Annotated in this window: 15 protein-coding genes; 13 read left to right on the forward strand and 2 right to left on the reverse strand. The window is 68.6% G+C overall.

The genetic code is table 11. From position 1 onward, the window contains the following. Nucleotides 1-17: 17 nt before the first annotated feature. On the reverse strand, nucleotides 18-383 hold the full coding sequence (gene rpsF, locus CHB64_RS12545) for a 30S ribosomal protein S6 (protein WP_089412975.1): 366 nt from the start codon (nucleotides 381-383) through the stop codon (nucleotides 18-20). Nucleotides 384-629: 246 nt separating this feature from the next. On the opposite strand from rpsF, the gene CHB64_RS12550 reads away from it, so the two are divergent. The 9 genes from CHB64_RS12550 (at nucleotide 630) to CHB64_RS12590 (ending at nucleotide 9,694) form a co-directional block, all read left to right on the forward strand. Next, nucleotides 630-1,331, forward strand: coding sequence for a glycosyltransferase family 25 protein (locus CHB64_RS12550; RefSeq protein WP_089412976.1), 702 nt, complete (start codon nucleotides 630-632; stop codon nucleotides 1,329-1,331). Between the two features lie 69 nt (nucleotides 1,332-1,400). Continuing rightward, on the forward strand, nucleotides 1,401-2,336 hold the full coding sequence (gene fabD / locus CHB64_RS12555; RefSeq protein ID WP_089412977.1) for an ACP S-malonyltransferase: 936 nt from the start codon (nucleotides 1,401-1,403) through the stop codon (nucleotides 2,334-2,336). Nucleotides 2,337-2,376: 40 nt separating this feature from the next. Beyond that, a complete protein-coding gene (fabG, locus tag CHB64_RS12560) occupies nucleotides 2,377-3,114 on the forward strand; it encodes a 3-oxoacyl-[acyl-carrier-protein] reductase (RefSeq protein WP_089413084.1) in 738 nt (245 codons plus the stop codon). A gap of 189 nt (nucleotides 3,115-3,303) precedes the next feature. Then, nucleotides 3,304-3,540 (forward strand): acyl carrier protein, encoded by a 237-nt coding sequence (locus tag CHB64_RS12565; RefSeq protein ID WP_089412978.1) that lies wholly within the window; start codon nucleotides 3,304-3,306, stop codon nucleotides 3,538-3,540. A gap of 185 nt (nucleotides 3,541-3,725) precedes the next feature. Continuing rightward, nucleotides 3,726-5,027 carry a beta-ketoacyl-ACP synthase II gene (gene fabF / locus CHB64_RS12570; RefSeq protein ID WP_089412979.1) on the forward strand — a complete coding sequence of 434 codons (1,302 nt, stop codon included), beginning with the start codon at nucleotides 3,726-3,728 and terminating at the stop codon, nucleotides 5,025-5,027. A 75-nt stretch (nucleotides 5,028-5,102) separates the two neighbouring features. Next, a complete protein-coding gene (gene mltG, locus CHB64_RS12575) occupies nucleotides 5,103-6,113 on the forward strand; it encodes an endolytic transglycosylase MltG (protein WP_200815369.1) in 1,011 nt (336 codons plus the stop codon). 36 nt (nucleotides 6,114-6,149) lie between these two features. Continuing rightward, complete coding sequence (locus CHB64_RS12580) at nucleotides 6,150-7,034, forward strand: YicC/YloC family endoribonuclease (protein ID WP_089412981.1); 885 nt, start codon at nucleotides 6,150-6,152, stop codon at nucleotides 7,032-7,034. A 28-nt stretch (nucleotides 7,035-7,062) separates the two neighbouring features. Continuing rightward, a complete protein-coding gene (gmk, locus tag CHB64_RS12585; protein ID WP_089412982.1) occupies nucleotides 7,063-7,707 on the forward strand; it encodes a guanylate kinase in 645 nt (214 codons plus the stop codon). A gap of 85 nt (nucleotides 7,708-7,792) precedes the next feature. Then, complete coding sequence (locus tag CHB64_RS12590; RefSeq protein WP_089412983.1) at nucleotides 7,793-9,694, forward strand: hypothetical protein; 1,902 nt, start codon at nucleotides 7,793-7,795, stop codon at nucleotides 9,692-9,694. Here CHB64_RS12590 and CHB64_RS12595 read toward each other — a convergent pair. Further along, on the reverse strand, nucleotides 9,672-10,580 hold the full coding sequence (locus tag CHB64_RS12595; protein WP_089412984.1) for an SMP-30/gluconolactonase/LRE family protein: 909 nt from the start codon (nucleotides 10,578-10,580) through the stop codon (nucleotides 9,672-9,674). The genes CHB64_RS12590 and CHB64_RS12595 overlap by 23 nt on opposite strands. Before the next feature lie 107 nt (nucleotides 10,581-10,687). Between CHB64_RS12595 and CHB64_RS12600 the strand changes: the two genes are divergently transcribed. The 4 genes from CHB64_RS12600 to CHB64_RS12615 are packed head-to-tail and all read left to right on the forward strand — an operon-like array spanning nucleotide 10,688 to nucleotide 13,642. Next, the gene (locus CHB64_RS12600; RefSeq protein WP_089412985.1) at nucleotides 10,688-11,251 is read left to right on the forward strand and encodes a LemA family protein; all 564 of its coding nucleotides are present in this window, start codon (nucleotides 10,688-10,690) and stop codon (nucleotides 11,249-11,251) included. Nucleotides 11,252-11,265: 14 nt separating this feature from the next. Then, entirely contained in the window at nucleotides 11,266-11,979 is a 714-nt protein-coding gene (locus tag CHB64_RS12605) for an aspartate/glutamate racemase family protein (RefSeq protein WP_089412986.1), read from the forward strand. Then, nucleotides 11,976-12,677, forward strand: coding sequence for an aspartate/glutamate racemase family protein (locus CHB64_RS12610; RefSeq protein WP_089412987.1), 702 nt, complete (start codon nucleotides 11,976-11,978; stop codon nucleotides 12,675-12,677). Before CHB64_RS12605 ends, CHB64_RS12610 begins: the two co-directional genes overlap by 4 nt. Beyond that, nucleotides 12,674-13,642, forward strand: a complete 969-nt coding sequence (locus tag CHB64_RS12615) for a M48 family metallopeptidase (RefSeq protein ID WP_089412988.1) — start codon at nucleotides 12,674-12,676, stop codon at nucleotides 13,640-13,642. The genes CHB64_RS12610 and CHB64_RS12615 overlap by 4 nt, the downstream gene beginning before the upstream one ends. Nucleotides 13,643-13,742 lie beyond the last annotated feature (100 nt).

Consider the following 13,742-nt stretch of genomic DNA (forward strand, 5'->3'; position numbering starts at 1 on the left):
GATCGTTCTCCTGTCTGCTAGCGCCGGCCGCGATCGCCGCGATCGCCCTTGTCGCCGCGGTCGCGGCGGCTGAGGACGGGCGAGGGCTCGGGATCGAGCTTTTCGACGCGCACCGTCAGGGCGCGGAGAATATCGTCGTTGATCTTCTCCTGCCGCTCGAGCTCCTGAATCGCGCCGGCCGGGCCGTCGATGTTGAACAGGCTGTAATGGCCCTTGCGGTTCTTCCTGATCCGGTATTGCAGGTTTCTGAGGCCCCAATACTCGGACTTGGCGATCTTGCCGCCATTATCTGTGACGATCTTGGCGAGGGTTTCGGTCAACGCCTCGACCTGCGCCGGGGACATGTCCTGCCGCGCGATGAACACATGTTCGTAATACGCCATGAAGGCCAGCTCCTCATCCGGCGACGGAGACCGCTGCGCGCCTGCTGGCGGCGCGTGCGGCCTTCGGCTCGACGTCTGACGGGACCATCCCGCGAACCGCGCCTTGCGCGGGCAAGGGCGCGGCGACGCCGACCGTCGCTCCAAGGCCGCGGCTGATAGCCCGGCGGCGCGGGAGATGCAAGGGGCGGCGAAACCCGTTAGGGATGAAGCCGCCGGCCAGGAGCGCCGGCGCCGCCGGAGCCGGGGATGCTGCATACGCTTTTCTCGCGCATATACGTCATCAATCTCGAATCGCGGCCCGACCGCCGGCGCGAGATGGCGGGCGAGCTCGCGCGCATCGGGCTTTCCTTCGACCATCCCGCGGCGAGCTTGTTTTCCGCGGTCCGGCCGGAGGACGCGGGGCCGTTTCCGAGCCTCGGCGCGCGCGGCTGCTTCATGAGCCATCTGGGCGTGCTCGCCGACGCCGAAGCGCGCGGCGAGGGCGCGATCGCCATTCTTGAGGACGACGCGGCTTTCGCGCCCGACTTCGCCGCGCGCGCGCCCGCGCTGCTCGACGCGCTCGCGCGCCGGGACTGGGGCGTCTTCTATGGCGGCCATCGAGGGCTTGAGACCGGCGCGGCCGGGCTCGTCGAGGTCCCGCCCGCCCGCGGGGTCGGCGCGACGCATTTCATCTGCCTCAACGGCCCGGCGATCGGCCCGGCCCGGCGCTATCTCGAAGCGATGCTCGCGCGCCCGCGCGGCTCGCCCGAAGGCGGGCCGATGCATGTGGACGGCGCCTATGGCTGGTTCCGCAGGGACAATCCGGCCTTCGCCACCTTCGCGGCCGCGCCGCCGCTCGCCGTGCAGCGCAGCTCGCGCTCGGACGTGGAGGGCGCGCGCTGGTTCGACCGCGCGCCGGTTTTGCGCGAGGCCGCCGCGCTCGCCCGCCGGGTCCTGCGCCGCGGATAGATTGCCCTCGCGCCCGCGCGGCGCTATCGAGCCGGCGCAAGGCGGTTTTCAAGCGGAGGAATCATCGTCATGGCGCGCGCTTTCGTGTTTCCGGGCCAGGGCAGCCAGAGCGTGGGCATGGGCCGGGCGCTGGCCGAAGCCTTTCCCGCCGCGCGGGAGGTCTTCGAGGAGGTCGACGAGGCGCTGAAGCAGAAGCTCTCGAAGCTCATGTGGGAAGGGCCGATGGAGGAGCTGACCCTCACCGCCAACGCCCAGCCTGCGTTGATGGCGCATTCGATCGCCATGCTGCGCGTCCTTGAGAAAGAGGCCGGGGTCGAGATCGAGAACGCCATGTTCGTCGCCGGCCATTCGCTCGGGGAGTATTCGGCGCTGTGCGCGGCCGGGGCGCTCGGCCTCGCCGAGACCGCCCGGCTTCTGCGCATCCGCGGCGAGGCGATGCAGGCGGCGGTTCCGGCCGGCGAGGGCGCGATGGCGGCGCTCATCGGCGTCGATCTCGAAACCGCGCAGAAGGCCATCGACGCCGCGCCGGGCGCGGGCGTCTGCGAGATCGCCAACGACAACGCGCCGGGCCAGGCGGTCATTTCCGGCGAAAAGGCGCGGGTGGAGGCGGTCTGCGCGGGCGCCAAGGCGTTCGGCGCCAAGCTGGCGAAACTCCTGCCCGTCTCCGCCCCCTTTCATTCCTCCCTGATGGCGCCCGCCGCCGAGGCGATGGAGAAGGCCCTCGCCGAAGCGGAAATCCGCGCGCCGAAGGTTCCGCTGGTCGCCAACGTCACCGCGCAGGAGACTGTTTCGCCAGAGGAAATCCGCGATCTCCTCGTGCGGCAGGTGACGGGGCGCGTGCGCTGGACCGAGAGCGTCGCCTATATGGCGGAAAAGGGCTGCGAGAAGTTCGTCGAGATCGGCGCGGGCAAGGTGCTCGCCGGCCTGATCAAGCGCATCGCCAGGGACGCCGCCGTCGTCAGCGTCGGCGAGCCGGCCGATATCGATGCGTTTGTAAAGTTTTGAGCGACCGCATAAGCCGGCCGAACAGCCGAAGGGAATGACCATGTTCGATCTTTCAGGAAAATGCGCGCTGGTGACCGGCGCGACGGGCGGCATCGGCGGGGCGATCGCGCGCGCGCTTCATGGGCAGGGGGCGACGGTGGCGCTGTCCGGGCGCCAGGCGGAAAAGCTCGAAGCGCTGGCCGGCGAGCTCGGCGAGCGCGCCCATGTCGCGCCCTGCGATCTCGGCGATCTCGACGCCGTCGACGCCCTGCCCAAACAGGCCGCCGAGGCGATGGGCGGGCTGCACATCGTCGTGTCGAACGCCGGGGTGACGCGCGACGGGCTGATGCTGATGATGAAGCCGGAGATGTGGGACGAGGTGATCCGGGTCAATCTCACCGCCTATTTCAGGCTGGCGAAGGCGGCGCTCAGGGGCATGACCAGGCAACGATTCGGCCGGATCATCGCCGTCGCGTCGGTGGTCGGGGTCACCGGCAATCCGGGCCAGGCGAACTACGCCGCCTCCAAGGCCGGCATGATCGGCATGACCAAATCGCTCGCCGCCGAGGTCGCCTCGCGCAATGTCACGGTCAACTGCATCGCGCCGGGCTTCATCGCCACGGCCATGACGGGGGCGCTCAACGACCAGCAGAAAGAGGCGATTCTGTCGAAAATCCCCGCCGGCGAAATGGGCGCGCCGGAGGACGTCGCCGCCGCCGCGGTCTATCTCGCTTCCGAGGAGGCGCGCTACGTCACCGGCCAGACCTTGCACGTCAACGGCGGCATGGCCATGATTTGACGGCCGCGGGGGGCTGGCGGCCGATTCGCAGGCTCGCGGCGGGGGGCGTTGCAACGGGCCGCGATTTGCCGTAATCGCCGCACGCGCCGCGCAAGCGGCCCCGGACGCGGGGAGGTCCGGAACGCCGACCAGAATCTCAATCCGCCGACGCCTGACGGGCCGGCGCGCCGATAACGTAAGGAGCCTTCAATGTCTGATCTTGCTGAGCGCGTGAAGAAAATCGTGGTCGAGCATCTCGACGTCGACCCGGCCAAGGTCGAGCCGAAGGCGAGCTTCATCGACGACCTGGGCGCGGACAGCCTGGACATTGTCGAGCTCGTCATGGCCTTCGAGGAGGAGTTCGACGTCGAAATCCCCGACGACGCGGCCGAGACCATCCAGACGGTCGGCGACGCCATCAACTTCATCACCGAACAGAAGAAGTAAGGCGGACCCGTCTTGCGCCGCGCGAGCGTGATCGCCCGGCCCGCCGAGGGTCGGAACGCGACGCTCTCCGAGCGGTTCCATCCGCTGAAATCGTTCCCAAATAAAGTTGCGGACGAGGCCCGTTCCGTCGCCTTTCTTCAGGGCGGGCCGGCTGCGGTCCGTCCGCAGGGTAGGGAGACGCCCCGATGAAGCGCGCAGTCATCACCGGGCTCGGCCTCGTGACGCCCCTCGCTTCGGGCGTCGAGCCGACATGGCGGCGGATTCTCGCCGGGGAGTCCGGCGCGGGCCGCATCGAAAAGTTCGACGCCTCCGAGATGGCCTGCCAGATCGCCGCGGAAGTTCCGCGCGCGGACGGCTACGCCGGCGGCGCGGCGCTTGTCGAAGCCGGCGAGCCGGAAGCGGCGTTCAATCCGGACGACTGGGTCGAGCCGCGCGAGCAGCGGCGCATGGACGACTTCATCGTCTACGCCGTCGCGGCCGCGCAGATGGCTTTCGACGATTCCGGCGTCTCGCTGAAGACGGACGAGGAGCGCGAGCGCGCCGGCGTGATGATCGGTTCGGGCATCGGCGGCCTGCCGGGCATTGAGAAGGAATCGCTCAATCTCGCGCAGAACGGCCCGCGGCGGGTGTCGCCCTTCTTCATCACCGGCCGGCTCATCAATCTGGCTTCGGGTCAGGTGTCGATCCGGCTGGGCCTCAAGGGGCCGAACCATGCAGTGGTGACCGCCTGCTCGTCCGGCGCGCACGCCATCGGCGACGCGGCGCGGATGATCATGCTGGGCGATGCGGACGTCATGCTCGCCGGGGGAACGGAAGCCGCGATCAGCCCTATCGGCGTGGCGGGCTTTTCGGCCTGCAAGGCGCTCACGACCCGTTTCAACGACCGTCCAAAGCTCGCCTCGCGGCCCTATGACCGCGACCGCGACGGGTTTCTTATCGGCGAGGGCGCCGGCATCGTCGTCGTCGAGGAGTATGAGCGCGCGAAGGCGCGCGGGGCGAAGATTTACGGCGAGGTCGTCGGCTACGGCCTGTCGGGCGACGCCTATCACATCACCGCGCCGGCCGAGGACGGGGACGGAGGCTTTCGCGCCATGCGCATGGCCCTGGAGCGCGCCGGCCTCAAGCCCGACGACATCGATTATGTGAACGCCCACGGAACATCGACGCCGAAGGGCGACGAGATCGAATTGCGGGCGGTCGAACGCCTGTTCGGGAAGGCCGCGGAGGGCCTCGTCATGTCCTCGACGAAATCCTCGATCGGCCACCTGCTCGGCGCGGCCGGCGCGGTGGAGGCGATTTTCTGCCTCCTGGCGATGCGTGATAACATCGCGCCGCCCACGATCAATCTCGACAATCCGTCGGTGGACACGCCGATCAACCTCGCGCCGAACAAACCTGTGGAAAAACGGATCGACGCCGTTCTTTCCAATTCCTTTGGTTTCGGGGGAACCAACGCCTGTCTGGTGATGCGCCGCGCGGACGGCTAAGCTCAACGGCGGGCGAAGGGAAGAGGGCGAATGGCGGCGAGCACCAATCCGCATGGCTCAAGGCGGGATCGCAGCATGCACGACGAACGGGGCGGCGTCGTGCGCTCGGTGATTCTGTTCGCCTGCGTGCTGGCGCTGCTGGCGGCCGCGTCGCTCGCGGCCGGCGGCTATTTCGCCTATCGCGAGGCGGCGCGGCCCGGTCCCCTCGCCGCGGAGAAGGTGGTGCTGCTCGCGCCCGGGTCGAGCGTCGCCGCCATCGGCGAAAAGCTTGAGGAAGAAGGCGTCGTGCGCAACGCGCAGCTGTTCGCCGCCGCCGCGCGCGTCAAGGGCGTGCAGACGAAGCTCAAGGCCGGCGAGTACCGCATTCCGCCCGGCGCGAGCGTGCTCGAAGTCATCGACCTTCTGGTCGAGGGCAAGAGCATCCTGCATTCCTTCACCGCGCCTGAAGGGCTCGCCACGGCGCAGATCCTGCGTCTTCTCGAAGCCGATCCGGTGCTCGTCGGCGAGATCACCCTGAGGCCCGGCGAAGGCGAGCTTCTGCCAGAGACCTATCGCTTCACGCGCGGCGCGACCCGCGACGGCATGATCCGCATGATGATGAAGGCGCAGGACGCGCTGCTTGACGAGCTTTGGGACGATCGCGCGCTCGATCTTCCCTTCGACACCCGAGAGGAGGCGATCATTCTCGCCTCCATCGTGGAGAAGGAGACCGGCGTGCCGTCGGAGCGCGGGCGGATCGCCGCGGTGTTCGTCAACCGCCTGAAGCGGGGCATGCGGCTCGAAAGCGATCCCACGATCATTTACGGGCTGACCGGGGGCGAGCCGCTGGGGCGCGGTCTTCGGGTGAGCGAGCTGCGTCAGGAGACGCCTTACAACACCTACATCATCGACGGCCTGCCGCCGACGCCGATCGCAAATCCGGGCCGGGCCTCGATCGAGGCGGTGCTGAATCCGCCCGAAACGGACGAGCTCTTCTTCGTCGCCGACGGCACGGGCGGGCACGCCTTCGCCTCGACGCTGGAGGAGCATAACCGCAACGTGGCGCGCTGGCGCCGCGTCGAGCGCGAACGCCGGCAAGGCGGCTGAGCGCATGCGGTTGCGGAAAAAGGACAGGCGCGGCTGATGACGATTTCCTCCATGACCGGCTTCGCCCGCGTCGACGGCGCGCATGAAAAGACGCGCTGGACCTGGGAGATCAAAAGCGTCAACGGGCGCGGCCTGGAGCTGCGCTTCCGCCTGCCGGGCGGCTTCGATTTTCTGGAGCCGGCGCTGCGCAAGGCGGCTGGGACGTATTTCGCGCGCGGCTGGATCGCGGCCGGCCTCGCCTTCGAGCGAGGACGCGGCGCGGCGGGGCTGCGCGTCAACGAGGCTGCCCTCGATGAAGCGGTGCGGTTGGTCGAGGCGGTGCGCAGGCGGACCGATTGCGCCTTTCCGCGCGCCGACGGGGTGCTCGCCTTGCCGGGGGTGATCGAGACCGACGAAGGCGCCGGCGAAGCGGACGAGCGCGAAGCGCTGGCCGACCGGCTGCTCGAAAGCTTTCGCAACGCCGCCGAGGCTCTGTGCGCGGCCCGCCGGCGCGAGGGCGAGAGCCTTCATTCGGCGCTCGCCGGGCAGATCGACGAGATCGAAGCCCTGGTCGCGCGCGCCCGGACGAGCGCCGAGGCGGCGCCGGCGGCGATCCGCGAGCGGATCGCCGCGCAGCTTCAGGAGCTGCTGGCCGGCGCGCCGATCCCCGAAGAGCGCCTCGCCCAGGAAGCGGCGATGCTGGCGGTCAAGGCGGACATCCGCGAAGAGCTCGACCGGCTTTCGGCCCATGCGGCGGCCGCGCGCGCGCTGCTGGCGAGCGGCGAGCCCGTCGGGCGGCGGCTCGACTTTCTGACGCAGGAGTTCAATCGCGAGGCGAACACCCTATGCTCCAAGGCCCAGGACATGGGCCTCAAGCGCATCGGCCTCGACCTCAAGACGGTGATCGACCAGATGCGCGAGCAGGCGCAGAACGTCGAATGAAGGAACGGGCGAAAAGGCCGGGCGCGCGATGACGGGCGGCGAGCTGAAAGTGCCCCGCCGGGGGCTGATGTTCATCCTGTCGAGCCCGTCGGGCGCGGGTAAGACGACGCTCGCCAGCCGCCTGCTCGCGACCGAGAAAGACCTCGTCCTGTCGGTCTCCGCAACGACGCGCAAGGCCCGGCCCGGAGAGGTCGACGGCAAGGACTATACCTTCCTGTCGGAGGAAGAGTTCTTCCGCATGCGCGACTCGGGCGGCTTTCTCGAATGGGCCTATGTCTTCGGCCATTATTACGGAACCCCGCGGGCGAGCGTCTTCGACAAGCTCGCCAAAGGCGTGGACGTTCTGTTCGACATCGACTGGCAGGGCGCTCAGCAGCTCGACGCGGTGGCCGGCGGCGACGTGGTGAAGGTCTTCATCCTGCCGCCGTCGCGGACCGAGCTCGAACGGCGCCTGCGCGAGCGCAAGCAGGATCCGGAGGAAGTGATCCGCGCCCGGATGGCCAAGGCGGACGCCGAAATCTCCCACTGGGCCGAGTATGATTACGTGATCGTCAATTACGACCTCGATCAGTCGGAGCACATGCTGCGCTCGATCCTGCTCGCCGAGCGCCTGCGCCGTCGCCGTCAGATCGGCCTGGCCGACATCGTCAAGGACATGATGCGCGACGCGTGACGGGCCTGCCGCCGCGGCCCCTTTACCTTTTCTGAAGCGCGATGGGGCATGGTTTGGGCGCCCCTGAGCGCCTGAGGAGCAGAGTTTGGCCGACGAGTCTGCGCCATCGCGGTCTGCGACGCACGCCCCCGCCGCTTTCTTGCGCGCTCTCGCGCGCCTCGGCCCCTGCGCGCGCGACGCGGCGGGCGCGGTCGCGGCGGCGATGATCGCGCTCGCGGTCTACGCCGCCCAGGGCTTTTCCTCGCTCGCCGAGCCGGGCGGAGACAATGACAGTCTGTTGCGCATGGCGCAGGTGCGCGACCTGCTGGCCGGCCAGAGCTGGTTCGATCTCACCCAGACCCGCATGGGGCCTGAGGGCGGCTTTGAAATGCACTGGTCGCGCCTCGTCGATGCGCCGATCGCCGGGCTCGTCTGGCTGTTCACGGCGCTGACCGGCGACGCGGCGCTGGGCGAGGCGATCGCCGAGACCGTCTGGCCGCTGACGTTGTACGCGGCGGCGCTGTTTCTCATTTCGCGGCTGGCTCGCGGCGCGATCGGCGACAGGGCCGTTCTGCCGGCGCTCGCCATCGGCGGGATCGGTCTTTACATGACCAAACAGTTCGATCCCGGATCGATCGACCATCATAATGTTCAGGTCGTCCTGACGCTGCTTATGGCTGAGCGGCTGACGGCGGCTGCAGGAGAAGGCGCGCGCGCGCCTGTCGCCGCCTGCGTCGCGGGCGCGGCGGCGGGGCTGATGCTGGCGATCGGCATGGAGGCGCTGCCCTATGCGGCGGCCGGCGGTCTCGTCGCGGCGGGAGCGTTCCTCCTCGGCGGCGCGCAGCGGGCCGGACTCGCCGCGCGCTACGGGGCGGGCTTCGCCGGCGCGGCGGCGCTCGCCTTTCTCGCGACCGTTCCGCCGGGCCGATGGCTCGTCCCGGTCTGCGACGCGTACTCGGCCGCGCAAGGCGCGAGCGCGCTGATCGCCGGGCTCGGTCTTGCCGCGATCGCCCGGACGCCGCAGATCGCGGCGGACTTCCGTCGCCGCTTTTTCGCGCTGGCCGCGCTCGGCGCCGGGCTCGTTCTTCTCGCGTTCGTCTTCTTTCCGCAGTGCCTCGCCGGCCCTTACGGCGATCTCGACCCCCGGCTGAAGCGCTACTGGCTCGACAATGTGACGGAAGCGCAATCCGTCTTCGAGGTGTTTGCGAAAAATCCCATCCAGTTCGCCTTCTATTACGTCCCGCCGATGATCGGCATGCTGATCGTCGCCCTGCGCGCGCGGGGCGCGGGCTGGCGGATTCAGGAGAGCGTGCTCGGCGCGCTGATGCTCGCCGCGCTCGCCACGAGCTTCTGGCAGGTGCGCGGCGCGCTCTTTTCGCTCGCGCTGTCGACGCCGGCGCTGGCGGGCTGGGCCGCCGCCTGGCGCGTTCCCGAAGGCGAAAAGCCGACCGCGACGGCGCTCGCGCGGATGACGCTGGCCTGGGCCGGCTCGCTCAACCTGGTCTGGGCGCTGGCGGCGGCCGGCGCGCTGAAGCTCGTGGCGCCGGACCATCCCGCCTTCGGCGACGGTGAGAAGAAAGAAGCCTGCTACGGGCCCGCCGTCTATGAGGGCTTCGCCGCGCTGCCGGCGGGGCGCGTTCTCGCCATCTCCAATCTTGGCGCGCCCGTTCTTCGCCATACGCATCATCGCGCGCTGGCGGGGCCCTATCACCGCAACCAGGCGGGCAACCTCGCCGCGCTCGACGCCTTTCTCGGGACGCCGGAAGAGGCGCGGTCGATCGCGCGCCGGCATGGCGTCGATTACGTGCTCGTCTGCCCCGGAAACGGCGAGACCGGCTCCTTCGCCGGCTGGGCGCCGGGCGGCTTCCTCGCTCGCCTCGCCGAGGGCGAGGCGCCAGACTGGCTCGCGCCGCTGCCGGAGGCCTCGCGGGAAGGGCTTGTGGTCTACGCCGTGCGCGATCCGCAGACAGAAGAAAGTGAAACGCTTACGGATAATCTACGAAATTGAGCTTCAGCCCCGGCCGCGGCCAGCGCAGTTTCGCGAGCCGGCCCGTGCCCGACAGCGTGACCCAGGCGTCGCGCATGTCCGGCCCGCCGAAGCAGATGTTCGTCGGAAAAAGATCGGGCAGGGGCAGGTGCTCATGTCCGCCCTCCGGCGTGAAGATGGTGATCCCGCCGTTGAGCAGCGTCGCGACGCAGATGCGGCCGTCTTCTTCGACGGCGAGGGAATCGAGAAACTGAAGGCCCGGCAGGGTCGCCACGACGCGGCCAGGAATGGGAAGGTCCGAGGGCCTGATCCGGCCTGGCCCGTCGAGATCCATCGCCCATAATCGGCCCGACATGGTGTCGGCGACATAAAGGACGGATTCATCCGACGACAGGCCGACGCCGTTGGGCGAGAGCATCGGATAGGCGGCCTCGACGATCTTGGAGCCGTCCGGCAGGGCGTAATAAACACCGCCGTGATCGCGCGTGCGCCGATAGGTCTTGCCGAGGTCGGAGAACCAGAAGCCGCCGGCCTTGTCGAAGACGATGTCGTTCGGCCCCTTGAGCGGATGGCCGTCGCATTCCGTATACAATGTTTCGACTGCGCCGGTCTCGGGATCGACGCGCTGGACGGCGCCGCCGCGATAGTCGGCCGGAGCATGGCCGGAGATGGTCTGACCCATCACCTCGATCCACTCGAAGCCGCCATTGTTGCAGACATAGATCTTGCCGTCGGGGCCCAGCGCGGCGCCGTTCGGCCCGCCCGGCAGCTCGGCGACGATCTCCTTGCGGCCGTCGGCGCGAACGCGCGTGAGCGTTTGACGCTTGATCTCGACGAGAATGACCGAGCCGTCGGGCATGGCGACGGGCCCTTCGGGAAATTCCAGTCCTTCGGCGACGATTTCCATGTTTCTCCGGCTCCTTTTCGGCGTTTGTTAAACATTGCCGCTTGCGGCGGGCGCCTCTACAGTGCGCGCCGCCGCGCGCCTTGCGAGACCTAACAGGGGAGATGCGAATGTCCGGCCTGATGATCGTTCTCGGCGTGATCGCCGTCCTCGTCCTTTTCGCCGTCGTCATTTACAACCGCATCGTGGCGCTCAATCAGCGCGCCGATCAAGCCTTCGCCGACGTGGACGTGCAGCTGCGCCAGCGTCACGACCTCATCCCCAATCTCGTCGAGACGGTGAAGGGCTACGCCGGCCATGAGCGCCAGACCCTCGAAGAGGTCATCCAGGCGCGCAACGCCGCCGCCGCCGCGCACGGGCCGGCCGCGCAGGGCGAGGCCGAAGGCGCTCTCACCGCCGCCCTCGGCCGGCTGTTCGCGCTCGCCGAGGCCTATCCCGATCTCAAGGCGAACACGAACTTCCTCGAACTGCAGCGCGAGCTCGCCGACGTCGAGAACAAGATCGCCGCCGCGCGGCGCTTCTTCAACAACGCGGTGCAGGAATTCAACACCATCATCCAGCAGATTCCGGGCAATTTCATCGCCCCGATGGGCGGCTTCAAGCCGCGCGCGTTTTTCGAAATTCCGGAGTCGAGCCGGGCCCAGCTCGAGGCCGCGCCCGAGGTGAAGTTCTGAAGGAGAGGGCGGCGATGAAGCTGCTCGGCCTCATCGGCGGCGTAAGCCCGCAGAGCACGCAGCTTTACTACCGCCTGCTGAACGACGCGGCGCGGGCGCGCTTCGGCGGCGCCCATTCGGCGCGGCTGATCGTCTGGTCGTTCGACTTCGCGCTGATCGACGAAGCCTACGCGGCGGCGGACTGGGACCGGTATCGCGCGCTGGTGGTGGAGGCCGCCTGCGCCCTCAAGGCGGCGGGCGCCGAAGCGCTAATGATCTGTTCGAACACGACACATCTCGCCGCCGACGCCGCGCGGGAGGCCACCGGCCTACCGCTCGTCCACCTCATCGACGCGCTCGCTGCGGCGCTGAAGGAAAAGGGCGTGAGGAAGCCGCTCCTGCTCGGCACGCCCTTCGTGATGTCGGGGCCGTTCTACCGGCCGGAGCTTGCGCGCCGATTCGGCGCCGACGCGATCGTTCCCGATGCGGAAGATCAGGAAGAAGCGCGGCGCATCATCTTCGAAGAGCTCGTGCGCAACGAGATAAAGGACTCCTCGCGCGCCAGGCTGCGCGCCATGATCGAGAAGGCGCGCCGCGCCGGCGCCGACGGCGTCATTCTCGGCTGCACCGAGTTCGCGCTCATCCTCTCGCAGGACGACACGGACCTTCCGGTGTTCGACACGACGCGCATCCACGCCGCCGCGGCGGCGGACTTCGCTTTCGGCGCGGGCGGCGGAGCGGACCGATGAAAACCCTCGGCCTCATCGGCGGCATGAGCTGGGAGTCGACGGCGATCTATTACCGCCTTCTCAACGAGGGGGCGCGGGCGCGCCTCGGCGGCCTGCATTCGGCGTCGCTGCTCATGCGCTCGTTCGATTTCGCGCAGATCGAGGCGATGCAGTCGGCGGGCGACTGGGCGGCGGCGGACGCCGCCCTCGTCGAGGCCGGGCGCCGGCTGACGCAGGCGGGCGCGGACGCGCTCGTCATCTGCGCCAACACCATGCACAGATGCGCCCCTGCGATCGAGGCGTCGGGCGCGGCGCCGCTCATCCATATCGCGGACGCGACGGCGGCCGCGCTGAAGGCCGCGGGCGTCGGCCGGCCGGCGCTTTTCGCCACGCGCTACACGATGGAGGAGCCCTTCCTGCGCGAGCGGATCGCGGAGAAAGCCGACGCCGAAATCATAATTCCGAGCAAGGATCATCGCGACGCCATTCACCGCGTCATCTATGAAGAGCTGTGCCGCGGCGTCGTCTCGCCGGCCTCTAAGCGGGCCTTTTTGAAGATCGTCGAGGACGTGCGCAAGGACGGCGCCGACGGCGTCATTCTCGGCTGCACCGAGATCGGGATGCTCCTGAAAGCGGGCGACATCGATCTGCCGCTTTTCGACACCGCTGCTATTCATGTCGAGGCGTGCCTCGACTACGCCCTCGGCGGAGCCCGATGATGGGCGCCTTCGGGCTTCAGACGCATATCTGGAACAACAATCTGAAGTCCGCGCTGCTGCTCGCGGGCTTTCCGGTTCTGCTCGTTCTGTTGCTGTACGGACTGCATGTCGGCTATGTCGGTCTCGTCGAGGCGCCGGCGACGGCGCAGGAGGGGCTCGCGCTCGCCTGGAGCCGTCTGGGGGAGACGTGGCCTTTCGCGCTCGTCGGCGCGGCGGTCTGGTTCGCGATCGCCTGGGCGTTCCATCAGAAGATTATCGAGGCCTCGGTCGGCGCGCGCGGCCTGTCGCGCCGCGAGGCGCCCGAGCTTTACGACATGCTCGAAAATCTCTGCATCGCGCGCGGGATGACCATGCCGAAGCTCAACGTCATCGAGACGAACGCGCTCAACGCTTTCGCAAGCGGGATCGGCGAGCGGACCTATGCGGTCACGCTCACCCGCGGCCTCATCGAGCGGCTCGAGCCCGCGGAGATCGAAGCGGTGATGGCGCACGAGCTCACCCATATCCGAAACCGCGACGTGCGGCTTCTGGTGATCGCGGTGATCTTCGTGGGGATCTTTTCGTTTTTCGGCGAGATCGTGTTCCGCAACATGTTCCGCGCCGGGCTGCGCACGAGCGGGCGCGCGTCGGGGCATAAGGGCGACAGCCGCGGCGGCGGGCTGCTCATCCTCCTCGCCGTGGCGATCGTCGTGATCGCCTATCTGCTGGCGCTCGTCATCCGCTTCGCCCTGTCGCAGAAGCGCGAGTATCTCGCCGACGCCGGCGCGGTCGATCTCACCAAGAATCCGGACGCGATGATCTCGGCGCTGAAGAAAATATCCCGCCGCAGCGACGTGGACGCGCCGGACGACGTGCGCCAGATGATGCTCGATAATTCCCGCCGCTTCGCCGGCCTGCTTGCGACGCACCCGCCCGTCGAGAAGCGCATCCGCGCGCTTCAGGCTTACGCCGGCGGACAGCGGTGAGGCGCAGGATGCATCCTGCATCAAATACAGCGGGCTGTGTTAATGAGAGCGCAATCCTCCTGGCCGTAGCGTGCGCGCGAATAGTTGCGTGCAAGGGTTG

Source organism: Amphiplicatus metriothermophilus (assembly GCF_900199215.1).
In the GTDB taxonomy this organism is placed as follows: domain Bacteria; phylum Pseudomonadota; class Alphaproteobacteria; order Caulobacterales; family Parvularculaceae; genus Amphiplicatus; species Amphiplicatus metriothermophilus.